The sequence below is a fragment of the Bythopirellula superficialaquae genome, from assembly GCF_059632245.1.
The window spans coordinates 3,608,445-3,631,940 of sequence record NZ_CP197426.1 but is presented as its reverse complement, the minus strand read 5'-3'; the positions used below and the strand labels follow the sequence as shown (position 1 = coordinate 3,631,940).

Annotated in this window: 22 protein-coding genes; 15 read left to right on the top strand and 7 right to left on the bottom strand. The window is 53.6% G+C overall.

Annotated features, from left to right (window positions below; translation table 11 throughout):
- Positions 1–58 precede the first annotated feature (58 nt).
- From SH678x_RS14915 to SH678x_RS14855, 13 genes are all read left to right on the top strand, one after another.
- A complete protein-coding gene (locus SH678x_RS14915) occupies positions 59–1,192 on the top strand; it encodes an LptF/LptG family permease (RefSeq protein WP_496919251.1) in 1,134 nt (377 codons plus the stop codon).
- 99 nt (positions 1,193–1,291) lie between these two features.
- Entirely contained in the window at positions 1,292–1,729 is a 438-nt protein-coding gene (locus tag SH678x_RS14910) for a peptidylprolyl isomerase (RefSeq protein ID WP_496919250.1), read from the top strand.
- 995 nt (positions 1,730–2,724) lie between these two features.
- Positions 2,725–4,794, top strand: a complete 2,070-nt coding sequence (locus SH678x_RS14905) for a WD40 repeat domain-containing protein (RefSeq protein WP_496919249.1) — start codon at positions 2,725–2,727, stop codon at positions 4,792–4,794.
- Positions 4,795–5,091: 297 nt separating this feature from the next.
- Positions 5,092–5,616, top strand: coding sequence for a hypothetical protein (locus SH678x_RS14900; protein WP_496919248.1), 525 nt, complete (start codon positions 5,092–5,094; stop codon positions 5,614–5,616).
- Positions 5,617–6,042: 426 nt separating this feature from the next.
- Positions 6,043–6,798, top strand: coding sequence for a flagellar hook-basal body protein (locus SH678x_RS14895; RefSeq protein ID WP_496919247.1), 756 nt, complete (start codon positions 6,043–6,045; stop codon positions 6,796–6,798).
- 27 nt (positions 6,799–6,825) lie between these two features.
- Positions 6,826–7,629, top strand: coding sequence for a flagellar basal-body rod protein FlgG (flgG, locus tag SH678x_RS14890; protein ID WP_496919246.1), 804 nt, complete (start codon positions 6,826–6,828; stop codon positions 7,627–7,629).
- Between the two features lie 77 nt (positions 7,630–7,706).
- Positions 7,707–8,711: a flagellar basal body P-ring formation chaperone FlgA gene (flgA, locus tag SH678x_RS14885; protein WP_496919245.1), complete on the top strand. Its 1,005-nt coding sequence runs from the start codon at positions 7,707–7,709 to the stop codon at positions 8,709–8,711.
- Between the two features lie 17 nt (positions 8,712–8,728).
- Positions 8,729–9,400: a flagellar basal body L-ring protein FlgH gene (locus SH678x_RS14880; protein WP_496919244.1), complete on the top strand. Its 672-nt coding sequence runs from the start codon at positions 8,729–8,731 to the stop codon at positions 9,398–9,400.
- A gap of 95 nt (positions 9,401–9,495) precedes the next feature.
- The gene (locus SH678x_RS14875) at positions 9,496–10,545 is read left to right on the top strand and encodes a flagellar basal body P-ring protein FlgI (RefSeq protein WP_496919243.1); all 1,050 of its coding nucleotides are present in this window, start codon (positions 9,496–9,498) and stop codon (positions 10,543–10,545) included.
- Positions 10,546–10,574: 29 nt separating this feature from the next.
- Positions 10,575–10,955, top strand: a complete 381-nt coding sequence (locus SH678x_RS14870; protein ID WP_496919242.1) for a rod-binding protein — start codon at positions 10,575–10,577, stop codon at positions 10,953–10,955.
- Positions 10,956–10,982: 27 nt separating this feature from the next.
- Positions 10,983–11,468 (top strand): flagellar export chaperone FlgN, encoded by a 486-nt coding sequence (flgN, locus tag SH678x_RS14865; protein WP_496919241.1) that lies wholly within the window; start codon positions 10,983–10,985, stop codon positions 11,466–11,468.
- A 65-nt stretch (positions 11,469–11,533) separates the two neighbouring features.
- Positions 11,534–13,252 carry a flagellar hook-associated protein FlgK gene (gene flgK, locus SH678x_RS14860; RefSeq protein WP_496919240.1) on the top strand — a complete coding sequence of 573 codons (1,719 nt, stop codon included), beginning with the start codon at positions 11,534–11,536 and terminating at the stop codon, positions 13,250–13,252.
- Positions 13,253–13,269: 17 nt separating this feature from the next.
- Positions 13,270–16,212, top strand: a complete 2,943-nt coding sequence (locus SH678x_RS14855) for a flagellin N-terminal helical domain-containing protein (RefSeq protein WP_496919239.1) — start codon at positions 13,270–13,272, stop codon at positions 16,210–16,212.
- A 22-nt stretch (positions 16,213–16,234) separates the two neighbouring features.
- Here SH678x_RS14855 and SH678x_RS14850 read toward each other — a convergent pair whose 3' ends face one another.
- The 6 genes from SH678x_RS14850 to SH678x_RS14825 all read right to left on the bottom strand — a co-directional run bounded on the left by SH678x_RS14850 (position 16,235) and on the right by SH678x_RS14825 (position 20,216).
- The gene (locus SH678x_RS14850; RefSeq protein ID WP_496919238.1) at positions 16,235–16,915 is read right to left on the bottom strand and encodes an aromatic aminobenezylarsenical efflux permease ArsG family transporter; all 681 of its coding nucleotides are present in this window, start codon (positions 16,913–16,915) and stop codon (positions 16,235–16,237) included.
- Positions 16,912–17,364 carry a nitrophenyl compound nitroreductase subunit ArsF family protein gene (locus tag SH678x_RS14845; protein ID WP_496919237.1) on the bottom strand — a complete coding sequence of 151 codons (453 nt, stop codon included), beginning with the start codon at positions 17,362–17,364 and terminating at the stop codon, positions 16,912–16,914. The genes SH678x_RS14850 and SH678x_RS14845 overlap by 4 nt, the downstream gene beginning before the upstream one ends.
- Before the next feature lie 39 nt (positions 17,365–17,403).
- A complete protein-coding gene (locus SH678x_RS14840; protein ID WP_496919236.1) occupies positions 17,404–17,877 on the bottom strand; it encodes a nitrophenyl compound nitroreductase subunit ArsF family protein in 474 nt (157 codons plus the stop codon).
- A gap of 49 nt (positions 17,878–17,926) precedes the next feature.
- Positions 17,927–18,163: a thioredoxin family protein gene (locus SH678x_RS14835; RefSeq protein WP_496919235.1), complete on the bottom strand. Its 237-nt coding sequence runs from the start codon at positions 18,161–18,163 to the stop codon at positions 17,927–17,929.
- Between the two features lie 18 nt (positions 18,164–18,181).
- Positions 18,182–19,600 carry a permease gene (locus SH678x_RS14830; RefSeq protein WP_496919234.1) on the bottom strand — a complete coding sequence of 473 codons (1,419 nt, stop codon included), beginning with the start codon at positions 19,598–19,600 and terminating at the stop codon, positions 18,182–18,184.
- Positions 19,601–19,700: 100 nt separating this feature from the next.
- Complete coding sequence (locus SH678x_RS14825; protein ID WP_496919233.1) at positions 19,701–20,216, bottom strand: ArsR/SmtB family transcription factor; 516 nt, start codon at positions 20,214–20,216, stop codon at positions 19,701–19,703.
- Positions 20,217–20,242: 26 nt separating this feature from the next.
- Between SH678x_RS14825 and SH678x_RS14820 the strand changes: the two genes are divergently transcribed.
- On the top strand, positions 20,243–21,343 hold the full coding sequence (locus SH678x_RS14820) for a DUF1559 family PulG-like putative transporter (protein WP_496919232.1): 1,101 nt from the start codon (positions 20,243–20,245) through the stop codon (positions 21,341–21,343).
- A gap of 27 nt (positions 21,344–21,370) precedes the next feature.
- On the opposite strand, the gene SH678x_RS14815 is transcribed toward SH678x_RS14820, so the two are convergent.
- Positions 21,371–22,471: a BBP7 family outer membrane beta-barrel protein gene (locus SH678x_RS14815; RefSeq protein ID WP_496919231.1), complete on the bottom strand. Its 1,101-nt coding sequence runs from the start codon at positions 22,469–22,471 to the stop codon at positions 21,371–21,373.
- Positions 22,472–22,913: 442 nt separating this feature from the next.
- Between SH678x_RS14815 and fliW the strand changes: the two genes are divergently transcribed.
- A complete protein-coding gene (gene fliW / locus SH678x_RS14810) occupies positions 22,914–23,354 on the top strand; it encodes a flagellar assembly protein FliW (RefSeq protein WP_496919230.1) in 441 nt (146 codons plus the stop codon).
- Positions 23,355–23,496 lie beyond the last annotated feature (142 nt).

The following is a 23,496-nucleotide window of genomic DNA, read 5'->3' as shown; positions in this document are numbered from 1 at the left end:
GCCGTTAATCTTCGCCGCCTGAAAACCGCTCGCCCCTGCTCAGTCCTCGCGTTCGCCCATGACCATTCTCGACCGCTATATGCTGAGGCATTTCGTGCAGATCTTCGTGATCTGTTTTTTGAGCCTCGCCGGGCTGTACGTGGTGATCGATGCCTTTCAACATCTCGACAGTTTCACCTCCTACGCTGATGAAAATGGCAACTTGGTGAACGTCATGGCGGAGTTCTACGCCTATCAATCGTTCGATCTGTTCGAGCGAACCAGCGGCATGTTGGCCATGGTCGCGGCCATGTTCACAGTCACCTGGCTCCAGCGTCATCAAGAGATGACGGCCATGATGGCGGCCGGGATCTCGAAGTTTCGTATTGTGAAACCCATTATTCTCGCGGCGATTACGTTGAGCGTACTTGCCGCGTTGAATCGTGAATTTGTGATCCCCCAAGTACGCGATCAAATCACTCGCGACACCAAGGACTTGGGCGGCACACAATACCGCGATCTCGAAGCACGCTACGACGGGCAAACAGATATTCTGATCGGCGGCGAAAAAACCGTTGCGGTCGAGAAACGCGTCGTCAAGCCAACCTTCGTCCTGCCCAACCTGCTGTCCAAATACGGTAAGCAACTCGTGGCCGAGAGTGCCTATTACATGGAGGCCACCGAGGACCACGCCGCCGGCTATCTGCTTCATAATGTTTCGATCCCATCCAACATCGATAAATTGAAATCCCTCAAGCAAGGTGACCGGGAAATCATCATCACGAGCAAGGAAGCCCCCTGGCTCAATCCCAAACAAGCGTTCGTCGTTTCGCAACTCCGATTTGAACTCTTGGCCAACGGTTCCTCCTACCGCCGACTGGCAGCAATTACCGAGTTGGTCGACGAGCTCAATCAGCCCAGCACCGAACCTGGCGCCGATCTGCGCGTGGCGATTCACTCGCGGATCATGCAGCCCTTTATGGACGCGACGATGCTAATGCTCGGGCTGCCCCTGATGTTCTCGCGTCGTCACCGGAATGTCTTCTTGTCGATTGGCATTTGCTTGGCAGCGGCCTTGTCGTTTTCGATGGTAAGCCTCGCTTGCCAATCGCTGGGGGGCTTGAGTCTCCTGCGACCCACGCTGGCCGCTTGGGTGCCACTGATGGTGTTTGTGCCCATCGCGGTGGCCATGGGCCATACGTTCCGCACGTGATTGCCGGAAATCCTGGCCGGGGGTTGCGAAATTGGCCGCTCAGTGGCATTCTGGTGTTTTGTCCGATGCCAATTCGTACCAGCTTGAGGGAGTTTTTCGATGAAGGTGGCCACAATCACAACCAACAAGGGTGATATCCGTCTCGAACTTTTTGAAGACAAGGTTCCCAAGACGGTTGCCAATTTCGAGAAACTCACCAAGGACGGTTATTACGACGGCCTTAAGTTCCATCGCGTGATCGAAGACTTCATGGTTCAAACCGGCTGCCCCAAGGGAACCGGCACGGGCGGACCCGGCTACACGTTCGCCGACGAATTCCACAAAGACCTCAAGCACGACAAGCCCGGCATTTTGTCGATGGCCAACGCGGGCCCCAACACCAACGGCTCGCAGTTCTTCATCACGCACGTCCCCACGCCTTGGCTGGATGGCAAGCATTCGGTGTTTGGCCGCGTGCTCGACGATTGCCAAAAAGTGGTCGACGCGATCGAGCAGGGCGACAAGATGGAAAAAGTCGTCATCACCGAAGAAGCGTAAACTAAGCGCGGTTTCTAATCGGCGGGCATGCCCCCTCTGCTTTGCGAAGTTTGCGAGCTTTGCTTGGTTTGCGGCCCCCTGAGCACGCAAACCTGATTTTTCGCTTCTGCGCTGGGGTCCCAACTTTCGCGCCGAAAGTCTTGGGTTTTGTCACTTGGCGATGATGCAAGTGTTGGTCGTTCAAGCCCTTGCGATATTCGCACGTGCCAAAACGGGTCGACTTTTGGTCGAAACGTATGATACGCGCGTTCCAAAAGTACTTTCGTTGGTTTCAGTTTTCAAAGAGCATGCCTACTCAAGGGCGAACACCATTATCGCGATTGCCAGGCGCTTCGCCACAACGATTTTTGGCCGGGGTGAAGATATTGCACCACGGAGGCACGGAGAACACGGAGGGAAGGCAACCACGAATCGAACGAATCACACGAATCGAATCGGCGAGTGGGGTAGCACTGATACTTCGTCCTGAGAACGTGGTGACTACCGGCAGGCTTTGCAGGACAAGTATCAGTGTCGCTCGCGACAAGAGGTAATACGTGTCGAAAACCTCTTGTGCTGCGCACACCGACACGAATCCGGTCGAGTTTTCACGCCGTCGGTCCAATTTGCGGATGTCGTGTCGGTGTTACCCTGCTGATAAGAAACAGTCTTTAATGCCGGAGGCATGGCAGCCAATAGCCAGGCGGTTTCGGAGCCTTGGCGACGACACCCCTGGTAGGTGATCAAGGATATCCGTCGTTCGAGGCGTTGGCGCTGAATTCCGTCGCCGGATCGACGAGAACGAAACACGCCGGGGTGGCATGCCCTCTGAGGCCAACAAACAGAAACGCTGGCGAAGTGGGCATGTTTGCTGAGAGTTTTATTTCATGCCCACGAGTACGATTGTCTGCCACCCAAAGTCCAGGGGTATCAGCAAGAAAATCAGGAACCGTTGGCCACCGCTAACCACATGGTTAGAATTTACGTGTGCGTCAAGAGTTCGAACAGGATCTCCAATGAAGTACTTCATCATCCGTTCGTCAATTTTCAAGCTGGCAACGGCGATAGCCTTTTGCCTGCTCTTGGCCTGTTCACAAAACATACCAGCAGAGTTGGCCCCCGCATTACCTACAGCTAAGCCGATCCTGCAATTGGGCAGCTCGGAATTTCGTTTACCCCGTCGAGACGGGTTCGAGCGTCCATTCTGCTTTTCACCCGATGGCAAAATGATTGCCGGGGCGAACTGGGACGAAGTTCGTATTTGGTCATTTCCCGACGGGAAGTTGCTGCATGACTTTTCTGATGCGATCGACTCACGCTGTATCGCGTTTTCGGAAGACGGCAAAGAACTTGTTGCATTCGAGCAACGAGAAATGGCCATCTATCGGTTCAGCGCGTTGAATGGGAAACAACAACGTAAAACTGTCTTACTTGAAGCTGATCGACCAAAGACCGAAACTCACTATTGGCTATCAAACGATGGCAAGTGGCTGTGTCGCACTCCGCAGATTAAAGTTTGGAACACATCTAACGGAAAGGTTCAACCTAGAACGGAGCCTGGCCCACGAGGAGGATATCATGCCCGTGTATCACGCGACGGAATAATCACGATATGGGATAATTACTTCCTTGAGTGCCGTGATGTTGTTACAGACAAACAAGTCATTCAGACAAAACTATATAAAAAGCTCCAAAACATGATCGGCAATGCTGAGGGAACTTTACTGGCCGGCTATTCGCCGGAGGAAGGGGCAATTGTATTTTGGGATCCTCTGAAAATGAAACGCGTGGGTGGCAAAATACCGACCGGCGAGCGAGACTGGATGCCGGATCAAGCTGCGTTATCCGCGGATGGCAAGCGGCTGGTGTTTTGGGTTTCTCATGGTGAGATGGTGTTCGACCGCAAAATGGCGGTATTCGATGTCGAAACTGGAAACTTGATCAATTCCTTCCCCACGCCAGAATCGGACCTGAGCCACGAGCCTGTGATCAGTCCCGATGGAGAGTTTGTATTTCTCGCGGGTTCACGCGTCGTTTTCGCGCCGATTGAAGTAAAAACTGGGCAATTAGTACACAATTACCCGGATCATGCTTTTCCTATCGAATTCTTATCATTCACACCCGACGGCACGACATTGCTGGTCGGCAGTAGAGAAAAGAGACAAGCGTGGGACGTCGACACCGGCAAAGTGAAGACGACTCTTTCACGTTCGCCTCGTAATCCTGTAGCGTTGGCCGTGGACAACGATCAAGCATTAATTGTTGGGGAGCATAATCTTGGACTTCAGCTAATTGAAATCACGAAACGTCGAATCAAGAGGGAAGACGAAGGAAAGCAGTTCACACAACTTGTACTCTCTGAGGACCGCAAGTCGGCAGTCGGTATCCAATATGATGTAAGGGGAGGACGATCTGTCGTTCGATTTGATCCGTTTTCTGGCAAAGTCATTGAAAGTTGGAACATGCCTGGCAATCGCCACGAAATGCAGAGTTATAGCCGTTATGCGTTCCACGGTCTTACGCTCCATGGCAATCGGCTTATTCGATTTGAAGATATCCAGCCAGCAAAGAAACTGCCCGACGGCACGTTTGATTGGGGCCGTCGGGAACTGTTGCTCGAAGACTGGACCACTCAGCAGGTCACAAATCGAATTAAGTTTCACGCCAACAGTCCTTACGCTATTACCGATGCCGCGGACAACAACATCCTGGCAATTATCTCGGCCGACAGTTGGGATGGCGCTCACAGAACGAAGGTGGTAGGGTCCACTTATCTTTGGATCACGGATATCAACTCTGGAAAAGAACGATTTTTGGTAACTCGTGATCGCAAAGATTATTGGTCAGCATTCTCCCATGTTGCGCTGTCGCGAGATTCGCGATTAGTTGCAACGGTGCGTCATAAAGATCGAATTGAACTTTGGAACGGGTACACGGGCGAATTACTCCAACAACTGGATGCCTCCAATGATGTTGCGTTGATAGAATTCTCAGATGATGCAGCAACGCTGGCGAGCGGACATCAAGATGGCAGAGTTTTCTTATGGGATACCAATGCTGCCCATGTATTGGTTAAGCCGGATTGACGCGCACTAATTAATTGCCTCAGATTTCAGAACCGCCAATGGCAATGCGTACGGCTTCTGTTTTCGTCCGCCATGAACTCTTCAATCCCGCCCCCAACAATCGTGAGGGCAGACACTGCGCGGGAATGACAGAAAGTGGTCGTTCAAGGTGCCCGCATTAGCAGAATACCGCCCCTCAAGTTGATATTGCCCGAATTCACACGGGCAGCTTCAATTGTTCGCTTGATGCGCACAAGTCGAGCTGCTGACGCTCGTAGCGACGACTGCGCTTCCAGATATTTCAAAGGTGAAGGTGAAATGAGCATGCGATTGTCACGGTTGGTGATGAGTTTGTTGGTTGTCGCGACAGTTGTCCTGATGTCGGAGCGCTGTTGGGCGGTTTTTAATATGCTTCCTCCGTCGAACGATGAATGGGGGTTGAAGTACGATTTGGAGGTGACCGCCGTCGATGGGAAAACGCTGAACGTGCGCTTCACACTTGCTGACGCAGGAAGATTGAAGCCCATTTATTCGGCCACGGTGGTTGCTTTCAGCAGGCCGGACGCTTCGGGCGGCCAATCTTATCTTGTGAAGTCACGCATCAAGTTGCAACCGACCAAGGATGGCCAAGCCGTTGGAGAGGTGCAGATCCCTAGGGAATATTTCAACATCGCCATGGTGCGGATTCTGACGCTGACGGTCGACCGTCGGCGTCAGACAGACGGTGCAGCCTACTATGACATTCCAATTAGAAGGTTCTTAGACAGAAAAGCCATAGCGACGGCTTCGGCCAAAGCAGCACCAGCCCTGACGGCACCGGCGGCATCCAAAGTAACAAAGTAGGAATCGGCGTTTGCTCCGCGCTAAAAGCCTAAACAAGAGGCCCTCCCCTAGCCCCTCCCGGAGTACCGGGAGGGGGATTTCAGATAGGCTCTAATCGGCTTGAACTCTCGCGCGTCACCCGTACACTGGGTGCATGCTTCCATTTAAAACCTTCTTGACGCTCTGTTTGGCACTTACCGCTGCCATCTCAGACGCCCGATCGCACTAAGCACCCCATACCGGCACATCCTGCGCGATAGCAGCAATTCCTGCCGTCCCCAATCTTTGAATCGGCAATCTCCGCCGCTAGCAGTCTCCTTGGTGTTCGATGCACAAGTGGCGATTCCTCGGCAATTCTTGAGTAAAACTCGTTTGGTGGATTTCGGCACACGGGGTGCATAGTGAAATCGCCGGACGCAGGGGGGCGTACCTGCAATCTATACTGCCATGATGTACGGCCTGTACATGTCAGCCGAAGGGGCTAATGCTCAAGCGAAGCGGCTCGAGTTCGTTGCCAATAATTTGGCGAACGTCGAGACGCCCGGCTTCAAGCGTGACATCCCTACTTTTCAAGCCCGCTTTGCCGAAGCGATTCAACAAGGCAAGGCCGTGCCCGGCGACCAATCCATCAACGACGTCGGTGGCGGCGTGAAGCTCATCGACGTGAACGTCGACTTTTCGCGTTCCACGTTTGAGAAGACCGACGTTCCCACCGACTTCGCCATCAACGGCGACGGCTTCTTCCGCGTGGCCGATGCCAACGGCAAAGAATACCTCACCCGTGCGGGCAACTTCGAGCTCGACTCGGTCGGCCACATGCTGACCGAAGGGGGCCAATTCGCGGTCCTCGACAACAACGGCAAACCGATCACGCTCAACCCCATCATGCCTTGGACGTTGGGCACGGGCGGCAACCTCGAACAAGGGGGCGCGTTGATCCCCATTGGTCTTGCCAAACCGGAATCGCTCGGCGATTTGGTGAAAGTCGGCAACAACGCCTTCCGTGCCTTGGGGCCGACAAACGTGATTCCCACGCCCCAACGCGACATTCACCAAGGGATGCTCGAAAAGTCGGGCGTGAGCACGATTCGCGAAATGAACGCGATGATCGAAACGTCGCGTGCGTTTGAAGCGAACACAAACCTTATCCAACATCAAGACAGCATGGTCGGCTCGCTGATTAGCAAAGTGCTGACCGCTTAATTCACTGAAATCGTTAGGACATGAGCCATGAGCGTTCAAACCCTTTATACCGCCGCGACGGGCATGCAAGCCCTCGAAACCAAGCTCGACGTGATCGCCAATAATATGGCGAACGTGAACACCACGGCGTTCAAGCGCGATCGGGCGAACTTTGAAGATTTGTTCTACCGTCAATATCGTTTGCCTGGTGCGATGGATGCCGACGGCAACCGCACGGCGACCGGCATTGAAGTCGGTCTTGGTACGCGGGTTTCCAGCACGCAAACCAACTACGAACAAGGGGCCTTCGAGGTCACCAACAAACCATTGGACGTGGCCATCGAAGGCCAGGGATTTTTTAAGGTCAACACGCAAAACGGCAACTATTACACCCGGTCGGGTAACTTCAATCTCAACGACGTTGGCCAAATCGTGATGGGATCGGCCACACAAGGCTGGGTGCTCGATCCGGAAATCGTGATTCCTCAAGAAGCCACGGGCATTGTGATTTCCACCAACGGGGAAGTGAGCTATAGCGTCGCCGATCAGAACCAACTCATTCCCGCAGGCCAAATGTTGCTAACGACGTTCATCAATCCTGATGGCCTCAAGAAGATGGGTGACAATCTTTATCAAGAAACCGATGCCTCGGGCGTGCCGTTTGAGGGAACACCGGGCGACCTGGGCTTTGGCACGGTTCGCCAAGGTTCGTTGGAAGCGAGCAACGTCGAGCCCGTGCAGGAATTGATCGACTTGATCACCACGCAGCGGGCCTTTGAACTGAACTCGCAGGTCGTGCAAGCGGGTGACCAGATCATGCAAATCGCTGCGAATCTCCGTCGTTTCTCTTAACTAGTTCGTTAATCATAATGCTCGCAAGATTACTCAATCTCTGGATAGCCTCAACATTTGTGGTAGCTGGGTTCGCGATGTCGGCCCCAGCCGCCAACATTTTGCTGCGCGCGCATGCTACGCACAATGGCTCGGTCGTCTATTTGGGCGACGTGGCTGATGTTTCTGCGGCCGACGAATCGGAAATGCAAGACTTGCTGACGACGCCTTTGATTGCCGCTCCGGCCGAGGGCACGCAACAATTTCTCGATGCAACACGCGTACGTGATTTGCTAGCCAGCCGCGGTATCGACGTCACCACGTTATCGATTCGGGGGGCGCGAACGGTTGAAGTCGGCAAGGCTACTGCAGCACAGAAGATTGCAATCGTTCAACCCGCGCCGAAACCGCTGGCACTCGTCACCGCCGAAGAGTCGCAGGAAGCAGTCATAGGGGCGATCAAACAGCATTTGATCAACGCCACCGGGAATCAAGATTGGGAAATCAAGGTGGATTTGAACACCGAAGAACTCGCCAAACTCGCTCCGTTGGGAATCGAACTGAAAGCCACGGAAGGCCGTTCGCCTTGGATCGGTACACAGCGTTTCGCCGTTGCTCGAATCGGTGTGCCGGGCAGCGTGCCAGTGCTGGCGCACGTCGAACGTATGAGTTATGTGGTGGTGGCCCTCCGGCCGATTCAACAAGGCAATCTCGTCGGTGCGGCCGACGTGGAACTTCGGTTGCAACCTGGCAAGATTTCTACAAACTCTGCTCAATCAATTGATCAAATCGTCGGCAAAGAAGCCTTGCGTTCACTCAAAGCCGACGAAGTCGTCGAAACGAATTTTGTGCGGGCTCCCTTGCAAGTTCAACGCGGCGAGACCGTCAAGGTTTTTGCTCGCACCGCGGGTGTCACCGTCAGCACCTACGCCGTGGTGCAGCAAAACGGCTCGCTGGGCGATCTCGTGCAAGTGCAAACTTTGGACAAGAAAGATCGCTTCATCGCGCGGGTCTCGGGTTGGAAGCAACTGGAAGTCACCCCCACCGGTACCACCGTGAATGATGTTACGACGGCCAATCAACCTTCCTCACAACGACGTTAAGCCTCTCCAAAAATACTATGAAGCTTTTACGCCTAATCACACTGACTGTAGTAATGGCCACGGCCAACGCCGTGCGAGCCCAGGATGGCAGCTTGTTTCTGCGTCCCGCGCAAACGCCCAATGGCCTGACGTTGGAAAACAGTTCGTTCATGTTCCAGCAACTGCCACCCGAGTCGCTTCCTCGTCAGTTGAAGATTCACGACATTGTCACGATCGTGGTTGACTATCGCTCGCGATTTTTGAGCGAAGGCAACGGGCAGGCTCGTAAGACGCAGAACATTCAAGCAATACTGCAAGAGTGGGTGCGTCTCGACAACGGCGACTTGAAGCCGGCACTCATGAACGACGGCGAACCCGGGATTGCCGCGCAGAACAATAGCCAAAACCGTTCGCAATCCGACTTGGAACTTCGCGACACGATGTCGTTCCGCATTGCCGCCGAGATCGTCGACATCCAACCCAACGGCAACTTGGTGATCGAAGGCCATCAAACGCTCCGCAACAACGACGAGCGCTGGCGGATTTCGCTCACCGGCATTGTCCGCCGCGAATCGATCCAGCCGGATCGTACCGTGAGCAGCGACGCGATCTATGATCTGAACATCGACAAAGAAGAAATCGGCCAGGTCCGCGATGGTTATGCCCGCGGCTGGTTGCTGAAGTGGTATGACAAGTACAAGCCGTTCTAAAAAGCGATCTTAACGTATCACATATTCACCCGACGCTAGCGTTACGGCTCATGCAAACTCAACTGATAAATCCTATGTTCCGCACAAGAAAAATTTTGAGCCTGGTTCTGGTCATTGCTCAACTCATGTGTCTGAGCACGAGCGAGGTTCAGGCCCGCACGATTTTGCGGAACATCTGCCGCGTGAAGGGCCAGGAAGAAAACGTTCTGCGCGGTCTGGGTTTGGTCGTAGGTCTCAATGGCACGGGTGAAATCAACGATCCCCAAACCATGCGTGCGTTGGCACGAGCCCTCGATATCATGGGGAACCCGATTCCTCAGTTCGGCATGCCGGGATCAGCCACGTTTGACGAGTTGAGCAAGGTGAAGAATGTTTCGTTGGTTTGGGTGTCTGCACGGATTCCCGCCACGGGTGCCCGCCGCGGCGATAGACTCGACGTCGACGTTAGCGCGATCAACGGCAAGAGCCTCATCGGCGGGCGTTTGGTTTCCGCCGCGTTGCAAGGTCCTAATACACAGGATCGCCGGGTGTATGCCCTCGCCGAGGGTTCGATTTTTGTGCAATCCGAAGAGCAACCCCTGATCGGAACAATCAGCGGTGGCTGCCAGATGGAAGAGGACGTGTTCACGCCGTTCGTTCAAGACGGCTACATCACGCTGATCCTCGACAGCAATCATGCAAACTTCCAAACGGTTTCGGAAATCGCTTTGGCGATCAGCCAAACACATTTTCAAAACGACGAAACGGCCGTGAAAGCGGTCAATGCTTCGAATATCGTCGTACGAGTTCCTGACGCTTACAAAGAAGACCCTGTGCTGTTCATTTCCAACCTGTTGGAATCGCAAGTCTATCAGCCGGAACCAGAATCGCGGGTTGTGATCAATCAACGCGCAGGCAGCATTGTGATCGACGGCGACGTACAGATCGGCGACGTGGTCATCTCGCACAAGAACATTGTGATCGACACGGTTGAGCCAATTCCACCGTTCGTGGCGGTTGATCAACAGCAGCAAGAATCGGCCAAACTCAAGGCACTAGTCGATGCACTCAACGCCCTCAAAGTCCCCAATGCTGACGCGATTGAAATCATCAAAGGGATCGACCGCAGCGGCAAGCTTCATGCTCGGCTGATTATCGAACAGTAATTTATGCCGCGTGGCTAAGGAACTTGATCATGAAGATCGACATGAACAACTTGAATGGCATCCAGCCACTCCGCGGTCACGTGGCGACCTTCGAGGAACAAGTCGAAGGAGCCAAGGAAGCTCGCGACACCTTTCGGCAGTTTGTTGGCGAGTCATTTTTTGGGCAAATGCTTAAATCGATGCGAAGCACGCTCGATAAGCCAGCCTACTTTCATGGCGGACAAGCCGAAGAAGCCTTTCAAGGTCAGCTCGATCAGGTGCTCTCCGAAGAAATGACCGCAGCCAGCGCCGACAAAATCGCCGACCCCATGTTCCGCCGCCAATTTCCGAAAGAAGCCGGGATTCTGGCCCAAAGCGAAAAGAAAGAAACGCTAAGCCTGAATGACTTGAGTTCGCTCCGCAGAATGTAGACCACCAATCACTGGAAAGCACGCACGATGGACTTGCACTGGGAAACTGAGTTAGCGCAACTTTTGAATCGGCTCAGCGATACGCAGCAAAGCTTGTTGGGGCTGCTGGATCGCAAACGCGAGATGTTGCTCACGCGCGATCACGCGGCGCTATCGGCGCTGCTGCCCGAAGAAGAGCATTTGTGCGCTGAACTGCAAGCATGTCACGATCGGCGCCAGCAACTTTTGGAGCAAGCGGCCGTCGACGGAATGCCAGCTGATAGCATTCGCTCGTTGGCCCTATCGCTGCCGCGCGGCGAGTCGCAAAGTCTTAAACAGTCGCTAGATGAGGCGAGCAAACGCTCGCGTTTATTGCGGCATCAATGCGTGGCCCAATGGGTCGCCGTCCAGCGAACCATGCTGCATCTTTCCCACATGGTCGAGATTATTGCTACTGGCGGCCAATTAAAGCCGACATATGGAAAAGGGGGCGCGGCTACAAGTAGTGGTGCCCTGATGGATCAGGCCGTTTAGTTGTCGCGGGAAGAGGGATTTTCGTCGGCGACTGAACACTTGTCTTCAGTTACTGGCGCTCTTCGATGTCGCTTTTCAGCTCACTTCAAATGGCGGGCAATACGCTCAACGCCATGCAGATCGGTCTGCATGTCGTGGGCAATAACATTGCCAATGCCAACACGCCGGGTTACATCCGCGAGCGGGCCATCTATTCCCCTGCGCCCGTGCAAAAGCTGGGCAACCTCAATCTTGGCCTCGGCGTGGAAGTCGATGGCATCGTACAAGTCATCGATAAATTCATCGAAGATCGCTTGCGCGATTCCGGCAGTGATCTCGCCAGCGCCGAAGCCCTCGAAAAAGCTTATGCCGATTTGGAAGCTCAGTTCGATGCGCTCGGTGAAGCGAACATTGGTTCGTTGATCACCAAATTTTTCAACGGACTGGATGATATCGCCACGAACAACAATTTGGGCGTGCGCGATCTCATTATCAAAGACGGGATCAATCTCGCCCAGGCTTTCAATACTCTGGATCGCAGTGTCGAACGACTGCACGCCGATCTGAGCACTCGCGTGCAAGCGATTGCTCCGGAAATCAACACGCTGACCGACAAAATCAGCAAGCTCAATTTGCAGATCGTTGCGATGGAAGCCGGCGGTGCTTCGGCGAGCGATGCCGGTGGGTTACGGATTCAAAGATCCGAGGCCCTCAAAGACCTGGCCGGTTTGATGAACATCACCGCCACCGAAACGATCACCGGTTCGGTGAATATCTCGGTCAACGGTCAGATTCTGGTCTTTGAAGGAACAAAACGTAACGTTGAATCGCAAGTTACCGAAGTGAACGGCATCAACGCCGCACGGATTCAGTTCGTCGACAACAAGAGCACGCTGGACGTGAGTGGCGGCGAGCTGCATGGCATTTATGAAGCACGCGATGGGGTTTATGCGGGTTTTCTGGATGACCTTGATAATCTGGCCTCGAACCTAGCATTCGAATTCAACAAAATTTACAGCCAAGGGCAGGGGATCGACGGCTTCACACAACTCACAAGCGCCTCGAGCGTATTTGATCCTTCGGCCGCGTTGAATCAAGCCGGCTTGGATTTCACTCCCACGAGCGGGAAATTCACCGTTTTGATCCGTAATAAACAAGACGGCACGACCAAAAGTCATGAGATCAATATCGATCTCAATGGACTGGACGGCAACGACACGACGCTCAATTCGCTCGCCGCACAGCTGAATGCTATTCCAGGGCTCAATGCTTCGATCAACATCGACAATCGGCTCGTTCTGAGTACCGAGACCTCGGGCATCGATTTCAGCTTTGAGGTCGAATCGCCGAGCGATGAAAGTGGTGTGCTCGCGGCACTGGGAATCAACACATTTTTTACCGGTTCCGAATCAGGCAATCTGGGAGTTAATACACAACTGACTCAAGGAGATCGGGCGAGCGCGAAGTTTGCCGGCAGCACTCAAGGGATCAACGACGGCACGGGCAATGTGTTAAAGCTTGTGGCCATGTACGACCAATCGCTGACCGGCCTTGAAGGCAGCTCGATCCGCGGTATTTACGACAGCATCATCAACTCCACGACGCAAGGGGCTTCCATTGCACAGGCCGTTGCCGATGGCCAGCGGGTGTTTTCAGGAAGCTTGGAAGCGGCTTCCCAGGGTGTCAGCGGTGTCAATCTCGATGAAGAAGCGATCGACATGATGATGTTGCAACGAACTTACCAAGCGTCAGCGCGGTTTATCAGCACATTGTCGGACTTGCTGGATATCTTGGTCAACCTGTAAGCGAAAGCAATCTATTCATGGCAGGCGTCATCCCCATTTCGAGCAACCGAGTGAGCGGCTATCTGCTCCGCTCGCGCTTGACGCAGCAGTTTCAAACCGATCAGCTCGATTTGTTTCGCTTGCAGGAACAAATCGCCACGGGTCAGCGGATCGTGCTTCCCAGCGACGACGGCCCCGCCGCACTGCGTGCGATCTCGCTGCAACGCTTGATCGACCGCAAGGCGCAACTCACCTCCAACGTGCGTATCGGACAGCAGTATTTGGCGGCCAGCGATACGGCGCTGCAAGACGTCGCGACCGAGTTATCAAAACTTAAAGGTTCGACTCTCGGTGTGGCGGGAACACTCACCACTGACGAACAGCGGAAAACGGCCATCGAGGAAATCAATACGTACCTCGAATCGCTGGTGAACATCGCCAACCGCCAGTATCAAGGGCGTTACTTGTTTTCGGGTTCTCTGTCGTCAACGCAGCCCTATTCGTACGTTGATGGTTACGTCGTTTACAACGGAGATGGCCAGCAGATTCAGAATTATTCTGACCTGGGTGTGTTGTTTGATGCGAGCATTTCGGGGCAAGACGTGTTTGGTGGAACGTCGGCTCAGGTCGCCGGTTCAGTTGATTTGAATCCTCAACTGGAAATGAGCACCAGTTTAAGCAGCTTGCGCAATGGGCGCGGAATTGCTCCCGGCGGCGCGATTCAGATTTCCGATGGGAACAATATTTCCACGATCGATATCAGTGGTGCCAAAACGATTGGCGACGTCGCCCGTCTTATTCAAGAGAATCCACCGACGGGTCGCGAGATTGAAGTCAACGTCACGCCCACCGGTTTGGCGCTTCAATTCGTAGGCAACACCACGACTGCGAATCTGATTGTCAGCGAAGTGGGCAGCGGCACGACGGCGCGTGAACTCGGCATTCTCAACACCACGGGTGTGGGGACCGCACAACTCACGGGCGAGGACCTGAGTCCCAAAATTCTGAAAACAACACGGCTTGATGACCTCCTGGGAGCCAAGGCTCGCACGACGATTCAATCCGCAGGCAATGATAATAACATTTTGCTGGAAGCCTCTGCCAACGGCACGTCATTCAACGGCGTGACGGTTCAATTCGTCGACGATGAATTGTTGACCGCCGGAGGGGGACTGATTGCCGGCGACGAAGTAGCCCAATACGACGCTAATGCCCGCGCAGCCAGCGCAGCCTTGAGTTTTTCTAGTGCGGGCAACGATCTCATTCTCACCGGAGCTACCACCGGAACAAGTCTGAACAACGTGCAGATTGTTGTGACAAGCGTTACGCCGGGTAACGAGAGCGTGGTTTACGATTCCGGTGCAAAGCGTTTGACTGTCTCCGTGGCTAACGATGGTTCCACGACGGTGGAAGACATCCGCCTCGCGATCAACGCCGAGGGAACCTTCACCGCTCAGCCCGATACCACGGTCGAAACCTACAATGCCGCGGCGACAATTGACGCGGCGGACGCTGGTGTGATTCAAGGCAATACCGGCAACACCGGCGGCGCGGCAAGAACGCTCTATGTGCGGATTGAACCCGGCACCACCACCGCCAATCAGGTCATTGAGGCGATTAACGCCGAAGGGACTTTCACGGCAACGGTCGATCTCAATGATTCCTCGTCCGCTGACCGTGCTGGTACGGGCGTTGTAAGCCTTACGGCATCCGTTGCATCCACTTCTGGTGGGGCAGGGGAGACGCTTGATCAAACTTCTGGTCTGCGGATCGTCAACGGTGGCAAGACCTATAACGTTTCGTTCGAGAATGCCGAAACGGTTGAAGACATGTTCAATGTCCTCAACACGTCGGAAGCCAATGTTCTGGCGGAAATCAATGCCGAGGGAACTGGCATCAACATTCGCTCGCGTTTAAATGGCAGTGATTTCCAGATCGGCGAGAACGGCGGCGACACCGCCACGCAACTCGGCGTACGCACCTACGGACGCGAAACGAGTCTTAGCGATTTCAATTATGGCGTCGGTGTAACCACGGGTGAAGGGTTCAAAGTACCAACGATCACAGGGACCGATTTCACGATCCGCACCAGCGATGGTCAGGAATTCGCGGTCGATCTTACCGGCAGCGAGACATTGGCCGAAGTGGTGACCGCGATCAACAATGCGACCGGAGGTGACGTCACGGCGTCACTGGCCGTGCCTGGAAACGTCCTCCAGGTAGTCGACAATACAGCTGGCGCAGACGATTTTACGATCATACGCGCCGCGGGAAGCCTCGCGGCCCAGTATCTCGGACTGGTGCCCAACGGAGATGCATCCTTCAGCACTTCTACTAACACGGTGCTGGGCAGCGATGATCACTATACCGACTTCACGATCACCTTCGGCGGTCAAGATTATGGCATCGATCTGAGTGGTGCTAAAACCGTGGATGACGTGATCGACCGCATCAACGCCATCGCCGTGGGATTCACGGCCCAACTCTCTGAAACAGGGAACGGCATCACGCTATCCGGTTCGGGGCCGATTACCGTGACCAGGCAAGGGGAAAGTGAAACGGCCGAACTCTTGGGTTTGATTCCCAAGGGACAGACCGCCGCCACGGCCAACGGCGAGCTCACCAGCACCGATCAAAACTTTCTGGAGAACGACAGCGTCTTCAGCACGCTCATTCGTCTACGCGATGCGCTCACAGATAACGACGTGAATGCCATCGAGCGAGCGCTTGCCGATGTCAATGCCGACGTCGACCGCGTGACTTTCGCCCGGGCCGAAGTCGGAGCGGTCGCCAAGGGCCTGGAGCTTTCGCAAATCACGCTTGAAGACGAGCAGATCCAACTCAAATCGGCGCTCTCCGAAGAAATCGACGTCGATCTCGTCCAAGCGATTTCGGAACTCACCGCCCGCCAGATCGCAATGCAGGCGAATCTCCAAGTGACGGCGAACATCTTGCAGTTGTCCCTGCTTGATTTCATTTAGTGGCAAGCGAATGTACGCGATTCTATCTGAATATCACGTTCGCTATCAGCCCTAGGCCTATGAGTAGTATTGCCCAGCCTGTGGCGATCCGTGCCCACCATTCGATTTTGTGGATGACATTGAAGGCTTTACCCACCGAATGAGCGCTTAATGCAATAATGACAGCAAAAATTAACACTGGCAAAGCTGTGCCTACACCGTAAAGCAGGGGCAACATGATGCTCGACCCTGCCTTGAGCGAGTTCATCACGTTTCCGAAGAATAACGCCGCTGATGTAGGGCAGAAGGCCAAGGCAAAGACGACCCCTAAGAGCATCGCGCCCCAAATGCCCAGGGTATCGACACGCTTCTTAAGGGATTCCGAGAATCCCACACCGCCGATGTTCAGCTGCAAGAGGCCCAGTAAGAACATGCCCACAATCACGAGCGTTGGGCCCAAAAGCAAATGCATATACTTTTGCAGGAACAATGACACCTGCGGGATCGAAAGGGCCGTTTTGACAAGCACAAACGCTAGACCCAAGTAGGCTACCATGCGTCCGAGTGTATACAGCAGTCCAGACATCAGCACTGCGCGAGGGCTATCGACGCGTCGGCCGATATAGCTGATGGCCGCGATGTTCGTGGCGAGCGGACATGGACTGATCGATGTGAGAACACCCAACCACAAGGCTGAGGCTGCAGGCAGTATGAACTCGGTCATTCAGTTGACTCCGATTCTTGCTTCGCTTGTTTCAAGTAGCTGCTAACACCTTGTTGCACATAGGCTTGAAGTTCCACCGGTTTGGCCGCAAGTGACCAGACTTTTGGCAGGGGTGACCATTTCACGACTTTGCCATCAACGATGCTTTGCAGCACCAGGGTCGGGTCATCAATCTTGTAGGCCTTTGTGATGTCTGCATTTTTAGCGGACTGGAAGTCCACATATCGGAATTTAACTCTGCCTGCTTTCATTTCCTCGCTGAAACTCTTCTTCACGGCCTCTTCGGCGAGAGTCCCGATTCTTTTGCAAGTCGGGCACCAAACCGTGCGATGGAAATAGATGGCGACAACTTGATGGGGCGGCACCTTGTCCGCATACAGCGCTTCGCCGGTCGATTCACCCGTTCCACTGACAGCCATAGCGATCGCAACAATTAGTTGAGATAACATTTAACTTTCTCCTTTGGTTTCTGCAGGAACGTCTGAGCGTTAGTTGACGGACAACAGCACATCGGCCTCCTGGACGACGTAGTCGGCAAACGCGGATTTGTCGCCTACCAACTCCCACACGCGCGATAAACTGCGCCATTGAGAGTTTTGTCCAGCTTCACGACGAACCAACACTACTGTCGGCGCAGCAATTTCGTACTCCAAAGCGAAATGAGCGTTCTCAGGGGACTCGTAATTGACAACACGCCACGAGATGTCACCGCTGGCTAACTCGTCCGCAAATCGCGATGCGATCGCCTGCTCGGCATTGGACTCAATCTTCTGGCACGTTGCACATCGAATATTGCTATGAAAGTAGTAAACGATGAGTCCGTCATGAGGCAGTGGTTCAGTCGTCGACTCCGCTTCTGTCTCCTTGACGGCACTTCGCTGCATCTCTTTGCCTGCGATGACCACAACAGCCACGGCCAGGAAGGCAAGCAGACCGTATTTGAGGACAATTTTCACATTCATAGGAAAGCTCCTTACAGACTTAGTGGGACCAACATGTCCTAACTTGTTCCTATTTGGGTAGCACATTGACAATCTCTTGTGGCGAGGCAACACGCCCCACGAATTTGACTTCGCCATTGACCACCAGTGCGGGTGTCATCATCACGCCGTAATTAACGATTTCGTTGATGTCTTCCACCTTTATAACTTCCGCATCGATGCCCAATTCCTTGAGTGCGGCTTCAGTGTTTTCTTTGAGGGCAATGCACTTCTTGCAGCCGGTGCCTAATACTTGAATCTTGGTCATGGCAGAGCTCCTCCAAAGTTAATTGATGTTGACTGAGTTTGGCTCCGCAGCAACTGTTGCAGTGGGAGATGAACTTGGCTGCGACATGGGGTTCTCCGGATAGAGCGCGCCATACCCCATGCCGGCGAAAGTTGACATCACTACGACTAGAGTCACGAAAACTGCTGTTTTTGTATTTCCAACGACCGAGCGAATCACCAGGATGCTCGGCAGCGACAACGCGGGACCAGCTAACAGCAATGCCAGCGCGGGGCCACTTGCCATGCCATTGCGCATGAGGGCTTCGAGTATTGGCACTTCGGTCAGTGTGGCGAAGTACATCAAGCTGCCAATCACCGAGGAAATCAAATTGCTGGTAAAGCTATTGTCTCCCACCCAAGCAGCGACCTGCTTTTCAGGGATGAGCGCACCTAGAAAGCCAACTACAAACACCCCGCCGAATAAGAGGGGAATCAAGAGCTTGGGAAATTCCCACGTGTTCCCCATCCACTCGGCGAAATCTTGTTTGCTGAGCCATAGCAGACTCATAACAACGACCGACAAGCCCATCACTCCCGCTAGATACCAACGGTTGTAATGGATTCGAGTAACCCAAGTGTCTACATCGTCGATCGCGGTGATTTCAGATTTGGCGAACCGCACGACCTCGGCAGACTCGTGCCCAAGAACTGCTTGCTTGAGCCGCAGGTCGTAGGCACCTTCCGTTTCGTATTGAAGCGTGGCTTCGAATCGCGTGCCGTTGGCAAGCTCAACATGCTTGTCACCGGGATTGAACCAGTCGCTGAAAATCAAGAAAGCCAACATTGCAGCGAGCATGGCGGCATTTTGCCAAAGTGGTCGTCGCGAAGCTGGTGGATCAGGGAGTGTGAGGGTAGCTTGGGTGCGAGTCTCTTCGCTGCGACGGAAGATGAACGCCATCAATATGCCGATCAGCACGCCAAACACGATCGTCCCAATCACTCGGGCAATGCCAAGTTCAATTCCCAGGACGCGGGCGGTGAGGAATATGGCGAGCACGTTGATTGCCGGGCCGGAGTACAGAAACGCAGAGGCCGGTCCGAGTCCTGCACCAACTCGATAGATGCCCGCGAACATTGGCAGCACGCTGCACGAACAGACAGCCAAGACGGTGCCGGAAACTGACGCGACGGTATAGGCTTCAATCTTGTTTGCCTTTGGCCCTAGATGTTTGAGGACAGATTCTTTCGAGAGAAACGTGGTGATCGCCCCGGCGATGAATAATGCTGGAACTACACAGGCCAAGGTATGGTTGCGAACATACCATTGCAGCAGAATGAAGGCCTCGACAATGGCCCCAGTCACCTTCGCTGCAGTCGGGTCGGCGTAGTTTGGGAATTGTGGCGTGGTCAGTGGCAGGAAATACGCAAACAGAAAGATCGCAAGAAAGGCGGCAAAGATCTTGTACTCGCGTGACACAGTCAGCCTCGCACTTTCGTATTTGGCTATTTATGCAAATATGTGCTTGAGAAAAATGCCACCCTGCGGTGGCGCCAAAAAAAATTAACCGACAAACCAATTAATTCGACAAAACCGCCAATGAGTGGTTCGCGTTACACTTCACGACAGACTCAATGCAATTGAACAGTCCCGTCAGGCATTTCACGCGTAACTTGTAAAAGACCATCTGACCTCGTTTATCGTCCTCCACGATGCCTGCCTCTTTCAGTTGAGCCAAGTGCCGCGAAACGGTCGACATGTCACTCCCCACCAGCTCAGTGAGGTCGCAGACGCAACGTTCTCCCTCGGCAGCCAATACGTCGACTATTAACAACCGGGCCGGATGGGCCAGAGCCTTCATAATCTTAGTGCGCGCTTGGTATTTTGCTCGATCTTTGGCGTTCATACATTCCTCTATCGATACTTGCTTATTTGTAAGTTTAGCCAAATATGCGATTAAGTCAAGTATGCAGTCTCTTGCCTGCGCATTAGCGAGATAGAGCTGCGCAAGATTTTGTAGGGCATTTTGCAATTCGTGCTTAGAATCAAAGCTGTCGGCCCGGAACAGAATCGAGGTGAATGAAGAGGGGAGCATAGTTCATTCATCACGAGGGTCGTTTTATGAACTTGGCTAAGATCTTTCAAGGCTCACGCCATCTTTCAACTGGCGTAAGTCGCAAACCAGCGTTCACCTTAGTGGAATTGCTGGTTGTGATTGCCATTATCGGCGTTTTGGTGGCGCTTTTGCTCCCTGCAATCCAAGCGGCTCGTGAAGCTTCTCGACGCATGAGTTGTCAAAATCAGCTCAAGAACATCGCTTTGGGCTGCTTGAACTATGAATCGAGTAAACGCGCGTTGCCCCCAAGTTCACTCAATCCAGTCACTCAACAATACAGTGGTCTAGGCTGGCCCGTGCAAATCTTACCATATATTGAGCAAAGTACGGTCAACCAAGGGGCGATCGACAAATACCTTGATAAAGACGATGCCTATGATTCTGCGATGGACGAGCTTAACAAGCTCATAATGCCTATATATATCTGTCCGAGCGATCCGGACTTGCTGTTGCAAGTAGAAAAGTACGGTAATGCAGATCGTCGCGCAATGAGTTACGCTGGTGTAGCTGGATCCTATTACAGTCGTACTGGTCAGTGTCCTTCGACGCGGAGCGAGCACTATTGCATTGCTAAATCCGTAACCGATTTATTTGGAGCCAACAACCATGATGGTTTAATGATTCAAGGTTGGCCGGTCAAATTAAAAGAAGCGACCGATGGATTGAGCAACACTTTGATGATTGGCGAACGAACCTATCAGATACGTGCCTGGATGATCGGTGCTTACTGGGTAGACCCAGCCGTTCCTGCTTTTACTCCGACGGCGCGTGGACAGTCACGGAATGTGCCTCCGGACGGTCCACAACCTTCGACGGCCCATTTTGCCAGCAAAAACTTGACGGCAGCTTATGCGCTCAATCATGACCCCTATCAGGGGGCGTATCAGGGGCACGATAATGCTTTGGGTGACCGTCCTGAGATTCCCGCGTCGACTCCGCGAGTGATTTCCGTCAACGATCTTCCCTTCGGCAGCCGTCATCCCGGGGGAGTCAACTTTGCACGAGGGGATGGCAGTGTGAATTTATTGCAAGATTTGCTCGATTCGCGGATTTACTTGGCACTCGGATCAAGAAACGGCGCGGAGACAGAGTCCGCGCCGCCGTGATGCGTTAACGTGCCGCCAATTCTTGAGTTACCACATAAATTCAATCGCAGCCGTGGCACCGTTGTAAAATAAGTCGCCTTGCGGTACGGGGCTTGATGTGCCCCCCGCAATTTGAGTGGTGATCGCTGCCGCATCACTTGCAAGCGCGACGTTGTCGAGCCACATCACCTGGTAGCCGCCGCGAATGGCGATGTGTTCGGTCAAGTTGTAATTAGCAGAGAGGTTTACTTCTCCTACGAAAGCTAACTCGGTTGCTTCGTCAGACGCACTAGAAACTATTGTCGACGTCATGCGATTGTCGATTACGTTGCCGTAAGCCCCCGCCTTAGCTGAGAGGTTCAAACGAAATGGATTCGCGGCATCTGTAAAAGCCAGGTTCGTGCCAAGTTGACCCCCGTACATCCGATTTTGTTCTTCCCAGGAAAGGAATGTCGCAGGCGTAGCAATATTGAGTCGCAACTTATCCTCGACCTCGACCCAGCGAAATCCGCCTAAAATCGTGATTCGATCGGTAATTAATTTATGAACATTGATCTCTGAGCTGTTGAGTTTTGTGTCATAAAAACTGTTGATCGAGCCGCCGCCGAGGATTGTTATGCCGATACCTGCTGCCCGAATTGTCGTGATGCTGGGAATTGTTGCGTTCGCGTCGGCATCGTAGTCGCCGAAGTAGCGACCTTCCCAAATCAGGCCACTGGCCGAGCGATGCATCAAAGTCAGATCAGGACCAACATTCCAGTCGAAGCCAAAATCGGTGCCGTTGATGACAATCCCTGGCGTGCCTGTCGGGGGTGTTACGATGGCTGCGGAGTCGGGGCGTGCACGATGCAAAAAGATTGCACCGGCCGAGACGCTCCATCGTGGGGCATAGCTTCCGGAGTGGAAAGAGCAAAGCTCGCAATCATCTGCCGATGCAGGACCGCTTAAGGATTTTGGGGCGGGAAGTTCACCCACGACTTGTATCTGCTCGTCGTGAATGAACTTAGCTGAGTGTGTCACGCTGGGGAGCGTTCCCTGGTCCATCCAAGCGATATCGGGACTTTGCAGCCACGGCGACTTTACGGGAGCGGCAGCAAGTCCAGCATGATTTAACACGCTCACAAGCGTGAGTACGTAGACTGCCCGCATAGTGCTAGCCATTGCCGAGTCCCTTCGCCGTGCCATTTACTGCGTAAGTGAGAAGCCGTTCTCACTAAGATTTGCTATCGGTGGCGACCCACATGAAAAATTGCGCTGAGAATCCATGGCATAAACCTCACTGTACTACTAACCCGCGGTGTAAACAGTAAAGTTTGCCAAACCGCGACTTGATGGCTTTGAGTAGGTTTGTTGTAAATCATTTCTGCGCCGTTTTACCAAAGACACCAGTTTTGCTGATTTTGCCATTCCTCCGGCGACGATACATCTTCCAGGCGTATTGCCATGCTATGCGCCTGGGTGCCACGGCTGGCTTGTCCAGCAGTGTCCTTGAAACACGGATGGGCAAGCCACCCGTGGCACTCAAAAAACGCGAACTCGCAATTTGCTTTAGGACGCGAAAACTGGCTTGGTCAAGGAAGGTGGCAGACCAATGGACGTATTTACCACGCGCTTTGGAGTTCTCTCCATTCAGCCCCACGACGAAATCGTTTTCGACAACGGCCTCATTGGGTTGGAAGATTGTAAGCGTTGGGTCGTCCTGACTGATTCCAACAACGGCGCGCTCGGCTGGCTGCAAAACCTCGAGCAAGGCCACATCGCCGTTGGCGTGGTGAGCCCTCGGCGGTTCGTGCCCAACTATCAGCTTCGCGTCGATCGCAGCGATTTACGCACCTTGGGATTGGTGACGATTCGCGATGCCGAAGTGGTGGTCATCGCCAGCCGCCAGACCGAGGGAATGACGCTGAACTTGCGGGCCCCGCTGGTGATCAACGTCGAAAAGCGGCTCGGTTGCCAGGTGATTGCCAAGGACGAGCACCCCGTGCAATATCCGCTCGACTTGCAGAACCTGAAATTGCGACGCATTGCTTAAGAGCTAGCAGGGAGAACGCCGAGAAACGAAACAGAATTCCCGTACTAAGGGAAGACAGCAAAGAACTGGATTCCCGCGTGCGCGGGAATGACGAATCAGTCGAGAATGACGGAAGTCAAATCGTTTCCCAACTGTGCGGGAA